Origin of the sequence: Paracoccus sigandri (genome assembly GCF_003709565.1) — a bacterium.
Taxonomy (GTDB): domain Bacteria; phylum Pseudomonadota; class Alphaproteobacteria; order Rhodobacterales; family Rhodobacteraceae; genus Paracoccus; species Paracoccus siganidrum.
In genome coordinates, this window is the sequence record NZ_QNRC01000013.1 from 1 (window position 1) to 22,732 (window position 22,732).

Below are 22,732 nucleotides of genomic sequence, written 5' to 3' on the forward strand. Positions count from 1 at the left end.
AAACACATTCTTCGCCAAATCGAGTCCGACCGTGATAATCTCCGACATGACCGCTCTCCTTTGTGGATCATTGCAGACCCACCTTGGCACACAGATGCCGTCGGGGGGCGGTCACAGCATCAGAGAAAAACAGGCTTGCCGAGAGACGAGGCGGCGCTTTCTCTGTTGCCTAAATACCCTCGGGGGTCGCCGGCTGGTGCGCCACCGGTTCAAGAGCCAGCCGGCGGCCCGGCCACCGCCCTCAGGCCCGATGATAGGGAGAGCCCGCCAGGATCGTCGCCGCCCGGTAAAGCTGCTCGGCCAACATCACGCGGACCAGCATATGCGGCCAGACCATGCGCCCGAAGCTGATCTGCCAGTCCGCCCGCGCCCGCAGCGCCGGGTCCAGCCCGTCCGCGCCGCCGATCACGAAGCAGACGTCGCGCGCGCCGTCGCGCCAGGCGCCCAGCCGCGCGGCCAGGTCCGGCGATCCCGGCTGCTCGCCGCGCTCGTCCAGCATCACCAGGACGGCGCCCGGCGGGATCGCGCGCGACAGAAGCTCGGCCTCGGCCGCCATGCCGCCGCCGCGCCGGTCCTCGACCTCGGTCACGCCCACGGCCGGAAAACCCAGGCCCCGGCCGGTCCGGGCAAAGCGGTCCAGGTAATCGGAAACCAGCGCCGCCTCGGGGCCCTTCCTCAGCCGCCCCACCGCGGCAATGTCGATCCGCATCGCCTCAGTTCGTGCCGTGCGGTGCCTCGCGGATGCGGCCAAGCGTGTCGGAGGGCATCCACATCTTTTCCAGCTGATAGAATTCGCGCACTTCGGGGCGGAAGACATGGACGATCACGTCGTCGGTGTCGATCAGCACCCAGTCGCCGGCATCCTTGCCCTCGATCCGGGGGCTGTGGCCGGTCAGCTGCTTGTAGCGCTCGGCCAGTTTCTCGGCGATCGAGGCCACCTGGCGCGAGCTTCGACCCGAGGCGATCACCATGTGATCCGCCATGGCCGACCGGCCGCGCAGGTCGATCGTCACGACATCCTCGGCCTTGTCGTCATCCAGCGATGACAGGATGCGGCTGAGAAGCTGGTCGCTGGTCAGTTCTTGCGCCGCGGCGGTCGCGGCCGGCCGGGCAGCCGGCGAGACGTCTTTTGACAGGGTTGTATCCTCCGGTCAGCGCGCCGATCACCCCCGGCGCAGGGGCAATACCAATGTAGCATCGCACGCCGTTTTCTCAATGCCCAGATCGTTCACCGCTGCGCAATCGCCCGGCAGGCAGGCGGTCGCCCGGCTTGTGCTGGCCAGCGATCCGGCAATCCGCGCGCAACCGGCGCCGTTCAGCCCGCGACCGACAGCATCACCCCGACCAACCACCACGAATGACATATCGACCGGCCCATGCGATCCTCTTGCGATTCCCGATGGGTTCAGCTTGCCGGACAAAAGCTACCATCCGGTAAATCCGGCCACAATTCGCGCCAATATCCTTGTTTCGCGCCGCAAGCCGTCGTAAATGGGTTCCATGCATGGATTTGTCTATTTCGACATTCACGACCGCGCGCGCCTGCCGCAGCGCTTCTATGGCGAGACGCTCTGCGTAACGGCGCGGGGCTGAGGCTGCGCGGGTGATTGCCCGCGCCCCCACCCGCACGCATATCCATTCGCATCACAGCCGAAAGTTCCAGCCATGACGAATACCACCGCCGGTGCCCCGCGCACGCTCTATGACAAGATATGGGATGCCCATGTCGTCGAACGGCAAGAGGACGGCACCTGCCTGCTGTATATCGACCGCCACCTGGTCCACGAGGTGACCAGCCCGCAGGCCTTCGAGGGGCTGCGCATGACCGGCCGCAAGGTCCGCGCGCCGGAACGCACCATCGCCGTGCCCGACCACAACGTGCCCACCACCTGGGACCGCGAAAAGGGCATCGACAACGAGGAATCGCGCATCCAGGTCGAAGCGCTGGACCGCAATGCCCGCGAATTCGGCGTGAACTACTATCCGGTCAACGACATCCGCCAGGGCATCGTGCATATCGTCGGCCCCGAACAGGGCTGGACCCTGCCCGGCATGACCGTGGTCTGCGGCGACAGCCACACCGCCACGCATGGCGCCTTCGGCGCGCTGGCCCATGGCATCGGCACCAGCGAGGTCGAGCATGTGCTGGCCACCCAGACGCTGATCCAGAAGAAGTCGAAGAACATGAAGGTCGAGGTGACCGGCCGCCTCGCCCCCGGCGTCACCGCCAAGGACGTGGTGCTGGCGATCATCGGCGAGACCGGCACCGCCGGCGGCACCGGCCATGTCATCGAATATTGCGGCGAAGCGATCCGCAACCTGTCGATGGAAGGCCGCATGACCATCTGCAACATGGCCATCGAAGGGGGCGCCCGCGCCGGGCTGATCGCCCCGGACGAGACCACCTTCGCCTATGTCAACGGCCGCCCCCATGCCCCGAAGGGCGCGCAATGGGAGGCCGCGGTCAGCTGGTGGAGGACGCTCTACAGCGACCCGGACGCGCATTGGGACAAGGTCGTGACCCTGCGCGGCGAGGACATCGCCCCCACCGTCACCTGGGGCACCAGCCCCGAGGACGCGCTGCCGATCACCGCGACCGTCCCCGCCCCCGAGGATTTCACCGGCGGCAAGGTCGAGGCCGCGCGGCGCAGCCTTGAATACATGGGCCTGGCGGCGGGCACGAAGCTGACCGACATCGCCATCGACGCGGTCTTCATCGGCTCTTGCACCAACGGCCGGATCGAGGACCTGCGCGCCGCGGCCGAGGTGCTGCGCGGCCGCAGGCTGGCCGAGGGCGTGCGCGGCATGGTCGTGCCCGGATCCGGCCTGGTGCGCGCGCAGGCCGAAGAAGAGGGGCTGGACACCATCTTCAAGGAGGCCGGCTTCGAATGGCGGCTGGCCGGTTGCTCGATGTGCCTGGGCATGAACCCCGACCAGCTGGCGCCGGGCGAGCGCTGCGCGGCGACCTCGAACCGCAATTTCGAGGGGCGGCAGGGCTACAAGGGCCGCACCCACCTGATGTCGCCCGCCATGGCGGCGGCGGCGGGCGTGGCCGGCCACCTGGTCGATATCCGCGAATTCGCGGCCGTGACGGCGTAAGGAGACAGGATCATGGACAAATTCACCACCCTGACCGGCATCGCCGCGCCCATGCCGCTGGTCAATATCGACACCGACATGATCATCCCCAAGCAGTTCCTGAAGACGATCAAGCGCTCGGGCCTGGGCGTGAACCTGTTCGACGAGCTGCGCTATGACCGCGAGGGCAACGAGATCCCCGATTTCGTCCTGAACCAGCCCGCCTGGCGCGACGCGCAGATCCTCGTCGCGGGCGACAATTTCGGCTGCGGATCGTCGCGCGAACATGCCCCCTGGGCGCTCTTGGATTTCGGCATCCGCTGCGTGATCTCGACCAGCTTCGCCGACATCTTCTTCAACAACTGCTTCAAGAACGGGATCCTGCCGATCACCCTGCCGCAAGAGGCCGTGGACGCGCTGATGGAGGATGCCCGCAAGGGCGCCAATGCCCGCATGACCGTCGACCTGGAAAACCAGACGGTCAGCAGCTCGGACGGCCAGGAGTTCCATTTCGACATCGACCCGTTCCGCAAGCATTGCCTGCTGAACGGGCTGGACGATATCGGCCTGACCATGGAAAAGGCGCCCGCCATCGACAGGTTCGAGACGCAAATGGCGCAGGCCCGGCCCTGGATCTGAGGGTCCTCGGCTGCGCCCTGGCGCTGGCCCTGCCGGCATCCGGCGCGGCAGGCGATTCGGCAGGCGATTCGGGGGGCGATCCGCTGCGCATCGCGACATGGGACCCCGGCCTGACGCGCGACGGGCCGGGGCTTCTGCTGCGCGACATCCGGGCGGGCGACGAGCAGGTGCTGGCCGCCGCGCAGGTGATCGCCACGGCCGCACCGGACGTGATCCTGCTGACCGGGATCGACTGGGACCATGACGCGCTGGCCCTGGCCGCCTTCTCCGGGCTGCTGGGCGATGCCGGCCATCCGATGCCGCACCACTTCACCGCGCGGCCCAACAGCGGCATGGCCACCGGGCTCGACCTGGACGGGGACGGGCGCCGTGGCGGGGCCGGCGACGCGCAGGGTTTCGGCCGGTTCAGCGGCCAGAACGGCATGGCGATCCTGTCGCGCCTGCCGCTGGGTCCGGCGGTCGATCACTCGGACGTCCTGTGGCGCGACCTGCCCGGCAACCTGATGCCCGACGGGACGTCCCCGGAAGTCGCCGCGATCCAGCGCCTGTCCTCGACCGCGCATTGGGACGTGGCGGTCCAGACCCCGGACGGGCCGCTGCATCTGCTGGCCTGGGCCGCGACGCCGCCGGTCTTCGACGGCCCCGAGGATCGCAACGGCCGCCGCAACCATGACGAGGCCGCCTTCTGGCTGCACCACCTGCCCGAGGCGCCCTTCGTGCTGATCGGCAACATCAACCTGGACCTGGTCGATGGCGAGGGCCGCCCCGAGGCTTTGCACGCGCTGCTGGACCATGCCGCCGATCCGGCCCCCCGCGGCGCGTGGCAGCCGCCGCAGGACGGCGCGAATGCCGGCCATCGGGGCGATCCGGCACTGGATACGGCCGAATTCGCCAGCGACGGGCCGGGCAATCTGCGCGTCGACTATATCCTTCCCGCCAGGACGCTGGCGGTTGCCGGCAGCGGCGTGCTGTGGCCCGCACCAGAAGATCCGCTGGCCGAAGCCGTGGCGATGGCCTCGAACCACCGGCTGGTCTGGGTCGACCTGGCGCCCGGCGCGCAGATGGCTGTCCGCACCGACGACTGACGCCTCGCCCGATGCCGGCTGACGCGAATGTCCCGCTGCGGCCAACCATGCAGGCATCACCTGCCTCACATCCGATGCGGCTTTTTGCCCGCCGATCGCGCCAGCTCCAGCAGCACCTCGGCGCGTCCGAACTCCTTCGCGGCCTCGGCGCGGGCCTTTTCGAAACGCGGGGTCATCCGCTCCAGATCGCCGACCGCCCGGCTCAGTTCGCGCGCCGAACGCGCGGCCTGGGCGCTGGCGATGCGCGCCTCGGCCACCGACAGCGGCGCGCCGCTCTCATAGCATTGCCGCAACGCCGCCTGCAGCGAATCGACCTTCTGCCGGGCCAGGGTCATGTGGCCGCTGAAGGCCGCGAATTTCTTCAGCTCCCGCTCGGCCTTGATCCGGGCGATCCGTTCCAGCAGCGCAAGCTTCCCCGCCTCGGTCACCATCCGGCCCGCGCCCTTTCGCGCATCTTCTCGGCAAAGCGGATCGCGGCGGCGACGGCGGCGAAATGCTCGCGCCGGATCTCCTTGCCGATATCGACCGTGGCGTGCAGGGCGCGGGCGCAGGGCGGGTCGGACCAGATCGGGACCTTGTGGTCCTTCGCCCGTTCCCGGATGCGCGCGGCGACCTCGTCGGTGCCCTTGGCCAGGCAGACCGGCGCCCGCCCGCTGCCGCGCTTCCATTCCAGCGCCACCGCGTAATGCGTCGGGTTTACGATGACCACATCCGCCCGCGCCACATCCGCCAGCATCTGCTTCGAGGCCATATCGACGGCCCGCTGCCGCCGCGCGGCCTTCATGTGCGGATCGCCCTCGACCTCCTTGTATTCGTCCTCCATCTCCTTGCGGGTCATGCGGTTCTTCTGCAGATGTTCGTGCCGCTTCCACAGGAAATCCAGCACCGCGAACCCGGCCGAGATCGCCAGCGCCATCATCAGGACCTGCCCCAGCAGGCTGCCGAGCCCCAGCGCCCAGGTGGTCCCAGACCCCAGCGCGCTGCCCGCCAGCCGCTGCCACAGCAGGCCGAACAGGTACCAGCCGCCCAGGCAGACGAAACCGGCCTTCCCGACCGAGATCGCGAAAGTGACCAGGCCGGACTTGCCGAACTTCTGGCCGGCATTCTTCACCGGGTTGATCCGCTTGAAGTCGAAGGCCAGCTTCTTGGGCGAAAAGATCAGCGCGCGCGGCGTGATCAGCCCCAGGAAGATCGCGACCAGCGGCACCATGGCCAGCGCGACCAGCGCCAGGCCCGCAAATCGCCACAGCGACCCGGCCAGGCCGAAGACCGAATCCAGCGGCCAGCCGTCCGATCCCATCGAGCGCGCGGCCATGGACAGCCAGTGCTTCACCGCATAGCCGGCGCCGATGGCGAAGCCCAGCCAGGCGCCCAGATACATCATCGCCACGTTGATCTCGGTCGAGCGCGGGATGTCGCCCTGCTCGCGCGCCTTGCGCAGCTTCTGCTCGGTCGCCTCATATTGCTTGTCGCTGCTGTCCTCGCTCATCGCGGCCCCGGCATGGTGAAATCGAGGATTGCCTCGGCCCAGATCGAGACGATCATCGGCGCAAGGATCGCCAGCGCGGCCAGCGCCAGCATGATCGCCGCCGGAGAGCCGATGAAGACCACCGGCAGCGCCGGCATGACGCGGTTGATGACCCCGGAGAGCGCCTGGAACAGGAACCCGCCGAGGCTGAACGGCGCCGCCAGCAGCATCGCCAGCCCGAAGCTGTAGGCGAGGATCCTGATCGCCTCGGGCGCGAAGACCGCGACATCGGGCCATCCGCCCGGCGGCCACAGCACGAGGCTGTCGGCGATCAGCTGCACCAGCATCACCGGCAGGCCAAGCGCCATCAGGATCGCCATGCCGCCCAGATGCAGCAGGTTGCCGATCGGATGGGGCGCATATTCGTTCGGCGCGCCGACGATCTGCGACAGCGAGGCGGTGGCCGCGATGGCCGAGGTGGCCATGTCGATCGCCATCGCCATCAGCCGCAGCAGCCCGCCCCCCGCCAGGCCGATCAGGGTTTCCCCCGCAACCTGCGCCAGGATGCCGGTCACCGTGCCGGGCGCGGCCAGCGGCGCCGCATGTCCGGCCAGAAGCGGCGAGACCGCCATCGCCAGCGAGATCTTGACACGCGCCGGAACGGTCCGCTCGCCCAGGCCCGGCAGCGCAAGGAAGAAGGCCTGGACCCGCACATAGGTCAGCACCAGCGACCATTCCAGCCCCGGAACCAGTCGGGCCAGGTCCTCCCACATCAGGCGGCCTCGATCGTCGAGACGAAGTTCAGTTCCACGGAAGGGTCGACCTCCTCGAAGCCCAGGACCGGCACCGAGATCCCGTTCGAGCCCAAGACCGCGCGGACCACGCGCCGGCGGTGGTCGGGGGCCACGATGACGGGCCGCAGCGCGGGGTCCGAGAGGGTCAGCGCCTTGCGGGCCGAATCCAGCAGCCGCCGCGACAGGGTGGGCGTGACTGCCCCGCCGCCACTGCGGCCGGTTTCGCTGTCGGCGCGGACGAATTCGGCCTCCCAGGCCGGGTGCAGCTGGACCGCGCTGATCACTCCCGCCTCGCTTGCATATTGCTGCGAGATCTGCCCGCGCAGGCGCTTGCGCACCAGTTCGTAAAGCGTCTCGGCGGAATCGATGGCGCGGAACTCGGCGATGGCATCGACGATCAGCGGCAGGTTGCGGATCGACACGCGCTCCTCCAGCAGCGCGCGCAGCACCGCAAGCAGGGTTTCGGGGCTGACCTTGTCGGGGATCATGCTTTCGAAATAGCGGCGGTAACGCTCGGCCCGCGCGGGGTCCGAGATCGCCTTCAGCTCCTCGATCTGGCGCTGCATCGCCGACAGGGTCAGAAGGGCGGGCAGGTTGGTCTTCACGACCTCCATCAGATGGGTGGACAGCACCTCCATCGGCGTGACGACCGTGGCGCCAAGCGTCGCCGCATCGTCCTGGTCGTCGCGCAAAATCCAGCGCGCCGGGCTGGAATAGACCGGCTCGCGCACCTCGGCGCCGCGCAGCTGCCGCAGGATCGGGTCCGGGCCGAGGGCCAGCACCTCCTGCGGCCGCAGGCTGCCGCGTCCCCGCACGACTCCCTGCACCCGGATCACATAGTCGCCCGGCGCCAGTTCCTCGGTATCGGTGATACGCACATCCGGCAGGATCAGCCCATAGTTCCGCACGATATGGATGCGCAGGTTGTTGATGCGCGTGCCCAGCCCGCGCGCCTGGTCCAGCGCGATGGCGATCAGGTCGGTGCCGATCTCGACGCTGATCTCGTCGGTGTCCAGCACGTCGCCGATGCGGCTGGCGGGGCGGATCGCGGGTTCCTCCTCGATGGCGGGATCTTCGGGCTCAGCCGTGGAACGCCGCGCCAGATGCCAGGCAAGCGCGCCCGAGATCGCGGCGATCGTCAGGAACAGCGCCCGCGGCATCCCGGGAATGAACGAGACGACGATCATCGCCCCCGCCACGATGGCGGCGGGTTTCCAGCTGCGCACGAATTGCGAGGACAGCAGCTGCGCGGTCGGATCGGTCGCGCCGCCGCGCGACAGAAGCAACGCCGCGGCCATCGAGGTGATCAGCGCGGGGATCTGCGTCACCAGCCCGTCGCCGATCGTCAGATGCGAATAGGTCGCGACCGCTTCCCCCAGTGCCATGCCATGCAGGCCGATGCCGACGGCCAGCCCGACGATCAGGTTGATCAGCGTGATGACGATCCCCGCGATCGCGTCGCCCTTGACGAATTTCGACGCGCCGTCCAGCGAGCCGAAGAAGCTGATCTCGCTTTGCTCCTGCGCCCGGCGGCGGCGCGCCTCGGCATGGTCGATCGCGCCCGAATTCAGGTCGCCGTCGATCGCCAGCTGCTTGCCCGGCAGCGAATCCAGCGCGAAACGCGCCGCGACCTCGGCCATGCGGGTCGAGCCCTTGGTGATGACCATGAAATTGACGACCGAGATCACCGCGAAGACGGTCAGCCCGACCAGCAGCGAGCCGCCGGCGACGAAGCCCGCAAAGCCGTTGATGACATGGCCCGCGGCCTCGGGCCCGCTATGGCCCTGCGTCAGGATCAGGCGCGTCGAGGACACGTTGAGCGACAGCCGGATCACCAGGCTGATCAGCAGAAGCACCGGAAAGGCCTGGAAATCCGTGGGCTTGTCGACCAGGGACGCCATGACCAGCACCAGCGTGGCGCTGGCGATCGACAGCGCGATGCCCAGGTCCAGCATGCCGGGCGACATCGGGATCACCATGGAGACCACGATCAGCACCAGCGCGCCGGTCACGATGATCGGCGCATCGAGGAACCTGCCGGAGGTCACGGCGGCAATAGCCTTCATTCGCGGGCCTCGTCATTCGCGGGGGCGAACACGGGAGCAGACACGGGGGCGGGGCGCAGGACATCCTCCAGCGGCCAGGGATCGCCGCGCAGCAGGCCCGTGCGCCGCAGATAGATGATCGCCAGCAGGCGCTCGGCCGGGGGCAGGGCCAGCAGCCGCAGCCGATAGTCCGGGGGCAGCGATTCGCCGGCCAGCAGGCGCTCGGAAGCCTCGGCCGCGATGGCCGCGACGGCGGGCGGCAGCTCGGGTTCGCCCGGCGCGGCCGCGAGGGCCGTATCGGCGGCAAGCGCCAGAATGATCGGCAGGATCATCACGCGGCCTTCTTCAGTTCCCGCAGTGCGGATTCGAGCCCGTCGAAGCTGGGCCGGACATGTTCGGGCACCGCCTGGCGCCCGACCTCGACACACAGATTGGTGGCGTGCTGGTGCAGCCCCGCGACCAGCACCGACTTGATGACATCGTAGAAGGTCAGGTCCTGCTTGATCACCGCGCCCAGCCGGCCGGCCAGCGGCGCCACGAAACCATAGGCCAGAAACACGCCCAGAAAGGTGCCGACCAGCGCGCCGCCGATCATCTTGCCCAGCACCTCGGGCGGCTGGTCGATCGAACTCATGGTCTTGATCACCCCCAGCACCGCCGCCACGATCCCCAGCGCCGGCAGCGCGTCGGCCATGGTCTGCAGCGCGTGAGGAACGTGCATCTCGTCCTCGCGCAGGCTGGCGATGCGGCGCGACAGCATTTCCTCGACCTGGTAGGGATCGTCGTAGTTGAGGCTGGCCGAGCGCAGGGTATCCGCGATCAGCGAGACCACCTGTTCGTCGCCCATCAGCCGCGGATAGGCGGCGAAGATCGGCGATTCGGCCGGCTGCTCGATATGCTGCTCCAGCGCGACGGGATTCTCGCGCGCGACCCGAAGCAGCTGGAACATCAGGCACAGGACATCCTGGTGGTCCTGCGTCGTCCATCTGGCGCCCTTGAAGGCGCGCACCAATCCGCCGACTGTCGCCTTCAGGACGTGGCTGTCATTGGACAAAAGATAGGATCCGACCGCCGCCCCGCCGATCATCATCATCTCGAAGGGCAGCGAATGCAGGATGACCCCCATCTTGCCGCCGGCCAGGAGATAGCCGCCGAAGACCATCGCCATGGTCACGAAGATGCCGACGAAACCGAACATGCGCGGTCCTCTCTATTGGTTGCGGACGCTGCGCGCGCCCATTTGCGCCGTCAGCAGGGCGGCCTGGCGGGGCTCGACCGAGGCGATGATGCGGGCGCCGGTCTCGGGCTGGACGCGGATCAGGATCTCGGCGGCAAAATCGGTGGGCAGGTTGGTCAGGATCGCCGCCGCCTCGTTCGGCTTCATGCGGTCATAGACGGCAACCAGCCGCTCGATATCGGTGCGGACCGCATCGGAATGCGCGGTCCGACGCGACTGGATGCCGCCCTTCTGGGACCTGAGTTCCGCCAGCCGGACGCGCAGCGTTTCCTCGGCCACCGCAAGCTCGGCCTTCCGTTCGTCGATGGTTTCCATGTAGCGCTCGATCCGCAAGGCGCGGTCGCGCAGGGTTTCGGCCAGCGCCACCGCCTCGGGGACGTCCGTGCAGCCCTGCATCAGCCCCGGCGGCTCGGCGAAGGCCGCGAACAGGCGCGAGGGCTGCTGCCCCTGCAGGCCCATGGCGATGGCGGGAAGGCCAAGCATCAGCGCCAAGCCGGGAAGAAGCAGCTTACGCATCCGCCTGCTCCATCCGCTTGCGCAGGCGGGGCGCGCGCCTGGCCGGGGCCTCGATGCCCGCCGCCTGGCCGATGCGCTGGCGCAGCTCCCAGGCGGCGCGTTCGGTGCGCGCGCGGGTGATCTCGGCGGCAAGCGCCTCGCCCGCGGCCGTCGCCTCGTCGCGCGCCGCGCAGATCGCCTTCTCCAGCCGGTCCACCTCGGCCGCCATGACCGCGATCGCCCCGCCCAGGCCGGTCTCCAGGTCATTCAGACGCCGCAGGCGCCGCGCAAGGATCATGCAGAAGGCCGCAAGTCCGACCGAGGCGATGGCCAGGGCGACTTGCATGAATTCGGAAATGGTCATTTGATGCGAAACTCCGTGATCAGCAGGTCCTTCACGGGCGTGTCGCCCAGCACGTTGCGGATGCGCGTCGTCAGCTCGGCGCGGATGATCTCCAGCACGCCGCGCTTGTCATAGGCCGCCGGGTCCACCTCGGAGAGAAAGCCGTTCATCGCATCCAGGATGCGTGGCATCAGGCTTTCGACGGCGGCGCGATCGGCCGCCGCCACCTCCAGCGAGGCCGCCAGGATCACGCTGCGGGCCCGCGTCCCCGGCATCGTCATCTCGATCGCCGGGATGTCGACGAACGCGACCGAATCATCCGGCCCGGTTTTTTGCGGCGCGGGCTGGAAAAGCCCGGCCGGAGACCAGAAACCCAGGAAGGTGGACGCAAATCCCCCGCCGCCCAGGATCACCGCGGCGATCAGCGGGACGAGGATGCCCTTTTTCCTTTCCGGTGGTTCCGCTGCCGTTTCTACAGCATCAGTCATGGCGATTCTCCGTCGTGATGAAACGGATCTAGCACCATGCGACTAACCAATTCTTAACATGGCCCATGCAAAAAGGACCTGTCGATAAATCAATCGCTGATTCGAAAGGGCCGGTTTTGCAAAAACTGCAGGACTATTGGAAAGAGCGAAGCTCTCAACAGAAAACGATCCTCGCGGCGGCCTTCGTGGCGACCTTCCTGGCAGTGATCGCCTTCGGCTGGCTGGCGAACCGGCCGAACATGGCGCTGCTCTATGGCGGGCTGGATCCCGCCCAGGCCGGCGAGGTGATCGCGGGGATAGAACGGGCGGGCGTCGCCTATCGGGTCCAGGGCGATTCCATCTGGGTCGATGCCAGCCAGCGCGACCGCCTGCGGATGGATCTTGCCGGCCAGGGCCTGCCCGCGCGCGGCGGCGCCGGATACGAGTTGCTGGACGGGATGTCGGGTTTCGGCACCACCTCGCAGATGTTCGACGCCGCCTATTGGCGCGCGAAGGAGGGCGAGCTGGCGCGCACGATCCTTGCGCTGCCGAACGTGAAGGCCGCGCGCGTCCACCTGGCCGTCGAAAACGGCCGCGGCTATCGCCGCGAGCTGACCGGCAACGCCTCGGTGACGCTGACCACCAACGGCGCGACCGTCACGCGCGAACAGGCGGCGGCGCTGAAATACCTGGTCTCGTCCGGCGTTCCGGGCATGTCGCCCGACAGCGTGACGGTGATCGATTCGGTCGCGGGCATCGTCTCGACCGGCGAGGACGCGAGCGGGCTGGATCGTGCCGCGGCGCTGAAGCGCAATGTCGAGCGTATCCTGGAATCCCATGTCGGGCCGGGCAATGCGATCGTCGAGCTGAACCTGGACCTGGTCACCGAAACCGAGCAATTGCTGGAGCAGCGCTTCGATCCCGACCAGCGGGCGCTGATCTCTCAGGTCAGCGAGGAAAGCACCGACCAGAGCAATTCGACCGGATCGGGCGCGGTCACCGCGGCCTCGAACCTGCCCGATGGCGACCAGGCATCGGGCGATCGCAGCGAATCGACGCGGTCCGAGGCGCGCCAGCAGCAGAATTACGAGGTCAGCACCCTGACCCGCGAGGTCTCGCGACAGCCGGGGGCGACCCGGCGGATGACCGTCGCGGTGCTGGTGAACGGCGTGCCGCAGACCGGCACCGGCGGCGAGGTCCAGGTCGTGGCGCGCCCGGATGCCGAGCTTGAGACATTGCGCGAACTGGTCGCCTCCGCCATCGGCTATGACGAGGCGCGCGGCGACCTGCTGACGGTGAAGTCCCTGCCCTTCGCGGCCCTGGGCGAGAACGGCACCCTGGCCAGCCCCGGCCTGCTGGACCGGCTGGAGCTGAACGGGCTGGCCCGGATCGCGCTGATCGGCCTGTTCGCGCTGGCGGTGATCCTGCTGGTGCTGCGCCCGGTCCTGCGCGCCCGCGGCCAGGCCGGCGCCGCCACACGCCTTGCGCTGGACGCCGGCACCCCGCCGCAACTGCCGGCCGCCGGCGATCCCGAACCCGCCGAGGCCTCGATCCTGCCCCCCTCGCGGACCGAGATGCCCGAGCCGGCGCGCCGCGAACAGCTGTCGCTGCCCCCTGCCGATCCCGTGGCCCGCCTGCGCGGCATGATGCGAGAGCGGCACGAGGAAAGCGTGAAGATCCTCTCGGGCTGGATCGACGACAAGGAGAACGCCTGATGTCACCCGCCGTCATCAAACTTGAATCCTTCACCGCCTCCTTGCCCGGCAAACGGGGCGGCGCCGGCTTCACCCGCGACGACCTGGACCTTGCCTATGCCGACGGGCTGGCCGATGGCCGCAGCCAGCGCCTGGACGAGGACGTCCAGAGCCTGCGCAGCGGGCTGGAACGCCTGGCAGAGGCGCTTGCCGCCGACGAGGCGCGCCGCGCGGCGCTGCGCGAGGAGGCGGTGCAGGCGCTGGCGCCGGTCCTGTCGGCGATCCTGGACATGCTGGTCCCCTCGGCGCAATCGCGGCGGATGGAGGAGGCGCTGCTGGCCGAGCTGCACCGCCTTGCCGGCCTGACCGCGCCGCTGCGCTGCCGCATCACCTGCAATCCCGGCCTGCGCGGCATGGTCGAGCGCTGCCTGCAAGAGGCCGGCCTGGACCAGGTCGAACTGGAGGGCTGCGACAGCGACCGCATCAGCCTGTCGCTGGAGGGCGGGCGGATCGAATTCTCTGCCGACCGGGTCGCGCAGGACATCCGCGCGCTTGTCGCCGAAATCACCGAAAGCGAGGAAACATGGACGCATTGAGCCATCTGATCGACACCGACACCATCCAGGTCGAAATCACCATCCGGCTGGGCCGGACCCGGCAGACGGTCGCCCAGCTGGCGGCCCTGCGGCCCGACGACATCCTGACGCTGGACCAGGCGATCGGCGACGGGGTCGAGATCTGCGTCGGCGACAAGGTCATCGCGCGGGGCGAGCTGACCGGGGACGGCACGCCCGAGGACCGGCTCTGCGTGCGCGTCATCGGCGCCTCGGAGGCCCCGTGATCCGCCTCGCCCTTCTGCTGGTGCTGCTGGTCCCCGGCACGGGACATGCGCAGGACATGGCCGGCCTGGAACAGGCGGCGCAAGGGCTGGGAGAGGGGCTGGGGCGGAACTCGGTCATGCTGCTGCTGGCCCTGACGGCGCTGTCGCTGGCGCCCGGCATGGCGATCATGGTGACCTGCTTTCCGTTCATCGTGACCGTGCTGTCGATCCTGCGCCAGTCGATCGGGCTGCAGCAGTCGCCCCCCAACATGCTGATCGTCAGCCTGGCGATGTTCCTGACCTGGTTCATCATGGACCCGGTCCTGCGCGAGGCATGGACGGTGGCGGGCGCGCCGCTCAGGGACGGCTCGATCGGCTTCGCCGAGGCCTTCGAGCGCGGCATCGTCCCCTTCCGCGCCTTCATGGAGGCCCGCACCAATCCCGACACCCTGCAGGGCCTGGCCGAGATCGCCCCGGCCTCGATGGCCGATCCCGACCGGCTGTCGGTCCTGGTGCCCTCCTTCATGCTGTCCGAGATCCAGCGCGCCTTCGAGATCGGCTTCCTGCTGGCCCTGCCCTTCCTGATCATCGACCTCGTCGTCGCCGCCGTGCTGATGGCGATGGGGATGATGATGGTGCCGCCGGTGGTGGTCTCGCTGCCCTTCAAGCTGGCCTTCTTCGTCGTCGTCGATGGCTGGTCGATGATCGCCGGGGCGCTGATCCGCGGCTATCAATAGCGGGGCCGGGGCACATGCACGCCAGGGAAGCGCCGCCGCCCGCGACCGGCGCAAGGGCCCCGATCCGGCGCGGCCGGGCGGTTCGGGACCTATCGCCCCCCGGCCCTTGCGCGGCGCTCCAGCGCCGCCGCGATCGCCTGCGGGATGGGCTGCCCGGTCCGGTCCGAGCAGAACAGGTATTCGCCCGCCGGGTTGATCTCGAAGAAGACATGCTCGCCCTCCGGGGTCAGGCGGAAATCGGCGGCGGCGAAATACAGGTTCATCTGCGCCATCAGCGCCAGAAGCTTCGCCGCGACATCATCGGGCAGCGCATAGGGCGCCACCTCGGCGCTGCCGATGCCGGGGCGATAGTCGACCTCGTATTCCGGGCGAGAGCGGAACGAGGTCGCGTGGATCTCGCCGTCCACCACCGTCACCCGCAGATCCAGCGCCAGCGGGACGTATTCCTGGAAGATCACCGGCGCGTAGGCCACGCTGTCCAGCCGCGCCAGGTCCGCAGGCCCCAGCAGCAGCGTGTTGCGCGGCGCCTGCGGGATGTTGCGGAACGCCTTGCGGATCACCCCGGCGGCGGCATGGGCGTCGATGAAGGCGCGCGCCTCGTCGGGGTCGTTGGTGACCAGGGTTTCCGGCACCCGCAGCCCCAGCCGATGCGCCAGCCGGTGCTGCATCACCTTCTTCAGCGCCCGGTCGTCGGCATCGGGCGGGTTCATCCAGAAACAGGGCATCGCGTGCCACATCCCCGCCAGGGCCTCGGTGCATTCCGACCAGGCGAACAGCCGCGCCGTCTGGTCGGTCAGCGCCGGATCCAGCGTGAAGGGCCGCACCCGCCGGTGCCAGACCGCCCGCACCGCGTCCAGGTCCAGCCGCTGCCCGTCCGGCAATGTCAGCTGAAAGCTGTCCGCCCGCCGCCCGGTCCGGGCGTGCATCCGCATCCGCGAGGGGAACCAGCCGATATCCACGACCTGACAGGGCATGGTCAGATGCTGCACCACGCGCCGGACATGGTCGTTGTCGATGAACGAGAGGATCAGGATCATCGGGCCGCCCTTTCGCAGCAGATACGGACCCGCCGCCGCGGCGGGCCGCGTCTTCGCCTCCGCCCGCTATCGGCCGCCCAGCTGCTGATAGGCCGCATAGGCCTGCTGCCAGGCCGCCAGCCCCTGCGCGTCGAGCAGGCCGCGCTGGTGAAGGCTGGCATAGCTTTGCAGGATCTGCGCGTAATGCGCCAGCAGCGGCGCGGGTTGCTGGGCCGAGGCGGCAGGCGCGCCGGTGCCCAGCACGAAGGGCGTCGCCGGCTGCATGGGCGGCTGTATCGGCGGCGTCACGACCGGCGGCCCCAGCGGCGGGCCGAAGGGCGGCTCCAGCGCCGATTTCGGCGGATCGGTCAGGCCCTTGGGCGGGTCCGCGATCCCCTTGGGCGGGTCGATCACCTGCTTCGGCGGCTCGAAAATCCCCTTCGGCGGGTCATAGATCGGCGGTTTCGGCGGATCCTGCACCGGGTTCTTCGGGCCGTCCTGGATGATGCTTTTCGGCGGATCGTTGGCCAGCGACTTAGGAACCGGATCCGAGAGCGGATCCTTGGCGGCATCCTTGAAGGGCGGCTTGCCGCCGCAGGGCACCGTCTCGCCGATGGCGCTGCGCGGCCCGTCCAGACAGGCATGCATCCGCACCACCTGGCCCTCGGAAAACATCACCATCGCCGCGTCGTCGACATAATCCATGAAATTCATGAACATGTCGCCATTCGGCCCGTTGCTGCAGGAAATCGTCGGAAAGCTCGGCTCCCCGGTATTCGGCCCGCCCTGGTTGGGGGTGTCGTCGACGAAATCGCTGCCCGAGCAGCCCCCGCCGTCGTCGCCCCAGATATGGCGCAGGTTCAGCCAGTGGCCGATCTCGTGCGTGGTGGTGCGGCCGCGGTTGAAGGGCGGGCTGGCGGTGCCGGTGGTGCCGAAGCCGGTATGGGTGACGACGACGCCATCGGTCGCGGCCGCGCCGCCCGGAAATTGCGCATAGCCCAGAAGCCCGCCCGTCAGCTGGCAGACCCAGATGTTGAGGTATTCGTCGCGCGGCCACGCGTCCGAGCCGCCCGAGGACGAGAATTTCACCGCATCGTCGGATCCGAAGCCGTCGCGATCGGTCTGCACCCGGACCACCCCGTCATGCGGGTTGCCCGCCGGGTCGCGATCGGCCAGCGCGAAGACCAGCCGCGCATCGCCGGTCAGCGGCGCGAAGGGCGCGGGCACGGTCGAGATGTCGCCGTTGGTGGCCCGGAAATCCTGGTTCAGCACCGCGATCTGGCTGTCGATCTGCGCCTGAGAGATGTTCTGCGCGGGGGTCTTCCAGACCACATGCACCACCACCGGGATCCGCGTGCAGCCCGGACGCAGCGGCATCATGCCGCGCCGGGCACGGAAGGCCTGCTCCTCGATCCGCGCCAGCCTGCGCGCATAGTCGGGGTCGCTGTCCAACAGCCGCCGATGCACCTGCATGGTGCCACAGCTGCGGCAGACCTTGGTATTGTTCTCCGCCATGATGACCTCCACTGAAACAATGGTTTTCCCGCCCCGCCGTCACGCGCGGCGGGCAATTCCCGTCTGCCGGCGGCGGGTCAGCGCTTCTTCAGGACAAGGATATTGTCCTTCAGCTCCTCGATCTCGTAATCGCCCGCCCATCCCGGCAGCTCGATATGAAGCATGTCGCCCTCGAGGCTCCACCGCCCGGTTCCCTGGCTCTGCATCGCATCGGTCGGACCGGGGGCCTTCGCCTCGGCAAGCCCGGATTCCGACAGCTCCAGCCCCCGGCGCCCGCCCCGCGTCGGCGGGATCTGCACGGTGCTGGAACGGAAGACGAAATGATCCGCCGTGGTTTCCTCGCGGATCTCGATCCATTCGCGGCAAAGCTTCGCTTCGTCGGCCATCGCTTTCCCTTCCCTTGTGGCGGGCGCCGCCCTGGCGCCCGCGAACGCCCCGGCCCCCGGCCTCAACCGCAGTCGGAGCGCAGATGATCGCACAGCGCCCAGAGCGATTGTCGCTCGACCAGGTCGCCCGGCGCAAGCAGCCCGTCCCGATCCAGCCGCGCATATTGCGCCAGCAGCGCCTGGTAATGCCCGGCCAGCTGGTTCTGCGCCGCCAGCACCGCCTGGTCGAACGCCGCCGGCCCCGCATTGCCGCAGCCCGCCGCCGGGGCGTCGGGCCGCGGCAGCGCGGGCTCGGCCAGCCCGGCCTCCTGCGCCAGCCAGCCGGCATTCATCCGCAGGATCTGCAGCGCATAGCCCATGTCGATCCGGTCCAGCAGGTCATTCGCGGTATGGATGGCGTCATTGGCGCCGTCGGTCCCCTCGATCGTCAGCACGGCCGGGATGCCCGCGTCCAGGAACGGCATGTGATCGCTGCCGAAGGGCTGCAACGAGACCTGCACATCCAGGTCGGTGAAGGCGCCTGCCGCCTCGGCCAGCCGGTCGATCAGCGGCTGGCTGAGGGCCGCGCCCTCCAGCAGCACCGCGGGCGGCTGGGCATTGACCGAGCCGATCATGTCCATGTTCAGCACCGCGCGGATCCGCGCCCGCGCCTCACCCTCCAGCCCGGCGACATATTGGGTGGAGCCGTGCAGCCCCTGCTCCTCTCCGCCGAACAGGATGAAGGTGAGGTCATGGGCGAAATCATGCGCGGCGGCGGCGGCAGCCAGGGTCAGCACCCCGGCCGAGCCGCTGGCATTGTCGTCGGCGCCGGGCGCGGGGGCATCCGGGCCGCCCGGATGATTGACCGAATCCAGGTGCCCGACCACCAGAACCTGGCCCGCATCCGGGCCGAGGCCGGGCTTCGTCGCGATCACATTGGCGCTTGTCCCGCCGCCGACCGTGATCGGGACGGTTCTTGCCGCCAGCCCCAGCGCCTGGAACTGCGCCTGCGCCCATGCCGCGGCCTGCGCATAGTCCGCGCTGGTCGAATGGCGCGTGCGATAAGAGACAAGATGCGTGATCGCCTGGCGGAAAACCTCGTCCTGGACCCCGGCGACCAGGGCCGGGGCGGCGGGCGGCATCGCCCTGGCCCGCCGCGGCGCATGGGTCTGGAAGACCGCCGCGTTCCGGGGCAGCGCCATGACCTGGAAGCAGCCCTCGCCCCGCGCCGCCATGCGTTCCGCCTGCGCCTTCGTCAGCTCGGCGACCAGATAGCGCCCCTTGTCCAGCAGCACGCGCGCCCTGGGATGTTCGCGCTGGAAGGCGCGACCCTTCTGCACGACCAGCCAAAGTGCGCCCTGCCGGACGCTGCCCTGCACGCCCAGGACATGGCCCGCATCCTGCAGCGCCCTGGCCAGGCCGGGCCAGCCGTCATTGGCCACGCAGAGGAACAGATCGGTGCCAAGCCGGCTCCACCAGCCGCGGCGCTCCTCGATCACGGCAATCAGGCCGGGAATGGCGGCGTCATCGGCATGAATCGTGGCATATTTCATCATCGCCCCCAATCTGATCCGATGATATTTCAAATTAAATGAAAATCAAATTAATTATCATATGCGCATTGCGGATCATTAATAATCGGATCCGCATCCGGTAATTCAAATGCGGTTCATCGCGCCGGGCGCGTCCTTACCCGGCCCGCCGGCAGCCCGACGAGTTGCGCGGCGTCTCTTGGCCTTTGCGCGTCATTTCGCTAATCCATCCCCAAGCAAGGGGATCAGCCGACATGACGATGGACAAGAGCTTTGACGCCAAGGCCGCCGAGGCCCGGATCAGCGCCGAATGGGAGGCGCAGGGCGCCTTCGCCGCCGGGGCCAATGCCTCGCGCAGGGAAACCTTCACGGTGATGATCCCGCCGCCCAACGTGACCGGCAGCCTGCATATCGGCCATGCCTTCAACAACACGCTGCAGGACATCCTGGTCCGCTGGCACCGGATGCGCGGCTTCGACACGCTGTGGCAGCCCGGCCAGGACCATGCCGGCATCGCCACCCAGATGGTGGTCGAACGGCGCATGGCCGAACGGCAGGAACCCAACCGGCGCGAGATCGGGCGCGAGGCCTTCCTGGAAAAGGTCTGGGCGTGGAAGCAGGAATCGGGCGACACGATCATCAACCAGCTGAAGCGGCTGGGCGCCTCCTGCGACTGGTCGCGGAACGCCTTCACCATGTCCGGCGCGCCGGGCGCCCCGGCGGGCGAGGAGGGCAATTTCCACGACGCCGTGATCCGCGTCTTCGTCGAGCTTTACGACAAGGGCATCATCTATCGCGGCAAGCGGCTGGTGAACTGGGACCCGCATTTCGAGACCGCGATCAGCGACCTGGAGGTCGAGAACCGCGAGGTTCCCGGCCATATGTGGCATTTCAAATATCCGCTGGCGGGCGGCGAGACCTATGAATATGTCGAACGCGACGCCGACGGCAACGTCACCCTGCGCGAGACGCGCGACTATATCAGCATCGCCACGACCCGGCCCGAGACCATGCTGGGCGACGGCGCGGTGGCGGTCCATCCCGGCGACGCGCGCTATGCCCCGATCGTCGGCAAGCTGTGCGAGATCCCGGTGGGCCCGAAGGAACACCGCCGGCTGATCCCGATCATCACCGACGACTATCCCGACCCGGATTTCGGCTCGGGCGCGGTCAAGATCACCGGCGCGCATGACTTCAACGACTACGGCGTGGCGATGCGCAACGGCATCCCGCTCTATGCGCTGATGGACGGCAAGGCGCGGATGCGCGAGGACGGCCTGCCCTATGCCGAATCCGCCGAGATCGCCACCCGCGCCGCGCGGGGCGAGGATGTGGGCGACGTGTCGAACGTGAACCTGGTGCCGGACGAGCTGCGCGGGCTGGACCGCCTCGAGGCCCGCAAGCGGGTGATCGAGGCGATCACCGCCGAGGGGCTGGCGGTGACCCGGCTGCACAAGGAGATCGACCCCGAGACCGGGGCCGAGCATCTGGAGCGCCGCCCGCTGGTCGATCAGAAGCCGATCATGCAGCCCTTCGGCGACCGCTCGGGCGTGGTGATCGAGCCGATGCTGACCGACCAGTGGTTCGTGGACACGGCGCGGATCGTCCAGCCCGCGCTGGACGCAGTGCGCGAGGGCCGCACCGAGATCCTGCCCGAGCAGCACAGGAAGGTCTATTTCAACTGGCTGGAGAATATCGAACCCTGGACGATCAGCCGCCAGCTGTGGTGGGGCCACCAGATCCCGGTCTGGTACGGGCTGGACCTGGGGATCGAAAATTTCACCGATGACGAGGGCGACGGCGCGCTGGACGAGGTAGAACTGTTCCGCCTGCTGGCCGACGGCATCGTCCATACCGGCGAGCGCCAGCATTGCGCCGCGCATTTCGACGATGTGCGCAAGCGGTTCCGCGACGACATCGCCGGCCTGCCCCAGCCGCTGGAGGTCAGCCGCATCGTCGAGGTGGCCGATCGCGAGGCGGCGATCGACATGCTGGCGCAAAGCTGGGCCGACTACAACCTGTCGCAGGACCCGACCCACCTGCTCTATCCGGTCTGGCGCGACCCGGACGTGCTGGACACCTGGTTCAGCTCGGGGCTGTGGCCCATCGGCACGCTCGGCTGGCCCGAGAACACCGAGGAACTGCGCAAGTATTTCCCGACCGACGTGCTGGTGACCGGCTTCGACATCATCTTCTTCTGGGTCGCCCGGATGATGATGATGCAGCTGGCGGTGGTCGGCGACGTGCCCTTCCGCACCGTCTATGTCCACGGCCTGGTGCGGGACGAAAAGGGCGCGAAGATGTCCAAGTCCAAGGGCAACGTCATCGACCCGCTGGTGCTGATCGACGATTTCGGCGCCGACGCGCTGCGGATGACGCTGGCCTCGATGGCGGCGATGGGCCGCGACCCGAAGCTGGGCCCGCGCCATGTCGAGGGTTTCCGCAATTTCGTCACCAAGATCTGGAACGCTACCCGCTTCGCCGAGATGAACGGCGTTCGCGGCGGCGGCCCCCGGCCCGAACCCGCGCATACCGTCAACCGCTGGATCATCGGCGAGGTCGCCCGCATCCGCATCGCCACCGACGAGGCCCTGGCCGCCTATCGCTTCAACGACGCGGCGGCCGGGCTCTATGCCTTCGTCTGGGGCAAGGTCTGCGACTGGTATGTCGAATTCGCCAAGCCGCTGTTCGACGGCAGCCATGCCGGGGAAACCCGCGCCACGATGGGCTGGGTGCTGGACCAGTGCTACCTGATGCTGCACCCGATCATGCCCTTCGTCACCGAGGAATTGTGGCGCCTGACCGGCGACCGGACGAAGATGCTGGTCCATGGCGACTGGCCGGCCTATGGCGCGGAACTGATCGACGCCGCCGCCGACCGGGAAATCAACTGGGTGATCGCGCTGATCGAAGGGGTCCGCTCGGCCCGCGCGCAGATGGGCGTCCCGGCGGGCGCCAAGCTGGACCTGGTGGTGACCGAGGCCGACGTTGCCGCCCGTTCGGCCCTGGCCGCCAATGCCCCGCTGATCGAACGGCTGGCCCGCGTGAACGCCCCCGTCGACGGCAGGGCGGGCAAGGGCATGATCGCGGTGGCCGCCCAGGGCGCCAGTTTCGCCCTGCCCATCGGCGAGGTGATCGACGTGGCGGCGGAAACCGCGCGGCTTCAAAAGGCGCTGGCGCGGTCGGAAAAGGACGCCGAGGGCCTGCGCAAGCGCCTGGGCAATCCGAAATTCACCGAGAATGCGGAAGCCGAGGTGATCGAGGAAACCCGCGACAAGCTGGCCGCTCTGGAGGACGACATCGCCCGGCTGAACGCCGCGCTGGCCCAGCTGGCGGCGATGTAAGCCCTCGCGCCGGCGCACCCGCCAAGAGCGCCGGCGCCTCCGGCGGGGGTATTTGGAA

Annotated in this window: 23 protein-coding genes; 8 read left to right on the forward strand and 15 right to left on the reverse strand. The window is 68.6% G+C overall.

The window, feature by feature from the left end; translation table 11 throughout:
* Positions 1-241: 241 nt before the first annotated feature.
* Positions 242-709: a 23S rRNA (pseudouridine(1915)-N(3))-methyltransferase RlmH gene (gene rlmH, locus C9E82_RS12960; RefSeq protein ID WP_119897565.1), complete on the reverse strand. Its 468-nt coding sequence runs from the start codon at positions 707-709 to the stop codon at positions 242-244.
* Between the two features lie 4 nt (positions 710-713).
* Positions 714-1,136, reverse strand: coding sequence for a ribosome silencing factor (rsfS, locus tag C9E82_RS12965; RefSeq protein WP_183154079.1), 423 nt, complete (start codon positions 1,134-1,136; stop codon positions 714-716).
* Positions 1,137-1,665: 529 nt separating this feature from the next.
* Between rsfS and leuC the strand changes: the two genes are divergently transcribed.
* From leuC to C9E82_RS12980, 3 genes are read left to right on the forward strand one after another with little or no spacing between them, the layout of a single operon-like run.
* Complete coding sequence (leuC, locus tag C9E82_RS12970; protein ID WP_119897567.1) at positions 1,666-3,099, forward strand: 3-isopropylmalate dehydratase large subunit; 1,434 nt, start codon at positions 1,666-1,668, stop codon at positions 3,097-3,099.
* Positions 3,100-3,111: 12 nt separating this feature from the next.
* Positions 3,112-3,717 (forward strand): 3-isopropylmalate dehydratase small subunit, encoded by a 606-nt coding sequence (leuD, locus tag C9E82_RS12975; RefSeq protein WP_119897568.1) that lies wholly within the window; start codon positions 3,112-3,114, stop codon positions 3,715-3,717.
* The gene (locus C9E82_RS12980; RefSeq protein ID WP_244936025.1) at positions 3,615-4,802 is read left to right on the forward strand and encodes an endonuclease/exonuclease/phosphatase family protein; all 1,188 of its coding nucleotides are present in this window, start codon (positions 3,615-3,617) and stop codon (positions 4,800-4,802) included. The genes leuD and C9E82_RS12980 overlap by 103 nt, the downstream gene beginning before the upstream one ends.
* A gap of 65 nt (positions 4,803-4,867) precedes the next feature.
* Here C9E82_RS12980 and C9E82_RS12985 read toward each other — a convergent pair whose 3' ends face one another.
* Genes C9E82_RS12985 through C9E82_RS13025 form a run of 9 tightly spaced genes read right to left on the reverse strand, consistent with a single transcriptional unit; the run spans position 4,868 to position 11,672 of the window.
* Positions 4,868-5,230, reverse strand: coding sequence for a hypothetical protein (locus tag C9E82_RS12985; RefSeq protein ID WP_183154077.1), 363 nt, complete (start codon positions 5,228-5,230; stop codon positions 4,868-4,870).
* Complete coding sequence (gene flhB / locus C9E82_RS12990) at positions 5,227-6,291, reverse strand: flagellar type III secretion system protein FlhB (protein WP_119897570.1); 1,065 nt, start codon at positions 6,289-6,291, stop codon at positions 5,227-5,229. The genes C9E82_RS12985 and flhB overlap by 4 nt, the downstream gene beginning before the upstream one ends.
* Entirely contained in the window at positions 6,288-7,043 is a 756-nt protein-coding gene (locus tag C9E82_RS12995; RefSeq protein WP_119897571.1) for a flagellar biosynthetic protein FliR, read from the reverse strand. Before C9E82_RS12995 ends, flhB begins: the two co-directional genes overlap by 4 nt.
* Positions 7,043-9,130, reverse strand: a complete 2,088-nt coding sequence (locus C9E82_RS13000; RefSeq protein ID WP_119897572.1) for a flagellar biosynthesis protein FlhA — start codon at positions 9,128-9,130, stop codon at positions 7,043-7,045. The genes C9E82_RS12995 and C9E82_RS13000 overlap by 1 nt, the downstream gene beginning before the upstream one ends.
* Complete coding sequence (locus tag C9E82_RS13005) at positions 9,127-9,441, reverse strand: hypothetical protein (RefSeq protein ID WP_119897573.1); 315 nt, start codon at positions 9,439-9,441, stop codon at positions 9,127-9,129. Before C9E82_RS13005 ends, C9E82_RS13000 begins: the two co-directional genes overlap by 4 nt.
* Positions 9,441-10,307, reverse strand: a complete 867-nt coding sequence (motA, locus tag C9E82_RS13010) for a flagellar motor stator protein MotA (protein ID WP_119897574.1) — start codon at positions 10,305-10,307, stop codon at positions 9,441-9,443. The genes C9E82_RS13005 and motA overlap by 1 nt, the downstream gene beginning before the upstream one ends.
* A gap of 12 nt (positions 10,308-10,319) precedes the next feature.
* Positions 10,320-10,862 (reverse strand): MotE family protein, encoded by a 543-nt coding sequence (locus C9E82_RS13015; RefSeq protein WP_119897575.1) that lies wholly within the window; start codon positions 10,860-10,862, stop codon positions 10,320-10,322.
* Positions 10,855-11,187 carry a hypothetical protein gene (locus C9E82_RS13020; protein WP_244936026.1) on the reverse strand — a complete coding sequence of 111 codons (333 nt, stop codon included), beginning with the start codon at positions 11,185-11,187 and terminating at the stop codon, positions 10,855-10,857. The genes C9E82_RS13015 and C9E82_RS13020 overlap by 8 nt, the downstream gene beginning before the upstream one ends.
* 14 nt (positions 11,188-11,201) lie before the next feature.
* On the reverse strand, positions 11,202-11,672 hold the full coding sequence (locus C9E82_RS13025) for a flagellar basal body-associated FliL family protein (protein ID WP_119897577.1): 471 nt from the start codon (positions 11,670-11,672) through the stop codon (positions 11,202-11,204).
* Between the two features lie 116 nt (positions 11,673-11,788).
* On the opposite strand from C9E82_RS13025, the gene fliF reads away from it, so the two are divergent.
* Genes fliF through fliP form a run of 4 tightly spaced genes read left to right on the forward strand, consistent with a single transcriptional unit; the run spans position 11,789 to position 14,902 of the window.
* Positions 11,789-13,366, forward strand: a complete 1,578-nt coding sequence (gene fliF / locus C9E82_RS13030; protein ID WP_240643490.1) for a flagellar basal-body MS-ring/collar protein FliF — start codon at positions 11,789-11,791, stop codon at positions 13,364-13,366.
* The gene (locus C9E82_RS13035) at positions 13,366-13,941 is read left to right on the forward strand and encodes a hypothetical protein (RefSeq protein ID WP_119897579.1); all 576 of its coding nucleotides are present in this window, start codon (positions 13,366-13,368) and stop codon (positions 13,939-13,941) included. The genes fliF and C9E82_RS13035 overlap by 1 nt, the downstream gene beginning before the upstream one ends.
* Positions 13,929-14,186: a FliM/FliN family flagellar motor switch protein gene (locus C9E82_RS13040; RefSeq protein ID WP_119897580.1), complete on the forward strand. Its 258-nt coding sequence runs from the start codon at positions 13,929-13,931 to the stop codon at positions 14,184-14,186. Before C9E82_RS13035 ends, C9E82_RS13040 begins: the two co-directional genes overlap by 13 nt.
* Positions 14,186-14,902, forward strand: coding sequence for a flagellar type III secretion system pore protein FliP (fliP, locus tag C9E82_RS13045; protein ID WP_170162040.1), 717 nt, complete (start codon positions 14,186-14,188; stop codon positions 14,900-14,902). The genes C9E82_RS13040 and fliP overlap by 1 nt, the downstream gene beginning before the upstream one ends.
* 89 nt (positions 14,903-14,991) lie before the next feature.
* Here the strand turns inward: fliP and C9E82_RS13050 are convergent, their stop codons facing one another.
* From C9E82_RS13050 to C9E82_RS25275, 4 genes are all read right to left on the reverse strand, one after another.
* Positions 14,992-15,939, reverse strand: coding sequence for an MvdC/MvdD family ATP grasp protein (locus C9E82_RS13050; protein WP_119897581.1), 948 nt, complete (start codon positions 15,937-15,939; stop codon positions 14,992-14,994).
* Positions 15,940-16,005: 66 nt separating this feature from the next.
* Positions 16,006-17,433, reverse strand: coding sequence for a zinc metalloprotease (locus C9E82_RS13055; RefSeq protein WP_205962153.1), 1,428 nt, complete (start codon positions 17,431-17,433; stop codon positions 16,006-16,008).
* Between the two features lie 77 nt (positions 17,434-17,510).
* The gene (locus tag C9E82_RS13060) at positions 17,511-17,819 is read right to left on the reverse strand and encodes a lipocalin-like domain-containing protein (RefSeq protein ID WP_119897582.1); all 309 of its coding nucleotides are present in this window, start codon (positions 17,817-17,819) and stop codon (positions 17,511-17,513) included.
* A 62-nt stretch (positions 17,820-17,881) separates the two neighbouring features.
* On the reverse strand, positions 17,882-19,351 hold the full coding sequence (locus tag C9E82_RS25275; RefSeq protein WP_170162038.1) for a M28 family metallopeptidase: 1,470 nt from the start codon (positions 19,349-19,351) through the stop codon (positions 17,882-17,884).
* A 233-nt stretch (positions 19,352-19,584) separates the two neighbouring features.
* Between C9E82_RS25275 and C9E82_RS13070 the strand changes: the two genes are divergently transcribed.
* Positions 19,585-22,674 carry a valine--tRNA ligase gene (locus tag C9E82_RS13070; protein ID WP_119897584.1) on the forward strand — a complete coding sequence of 1,030 codons (3,090 nt, stop codon included), beginning with the start codon at positions 19,585-19,587 and terminating at the stop codon, positions 22,672-22,674.
* Positions 22,675-22,732 lie beyond the last annotated feature (58 nt).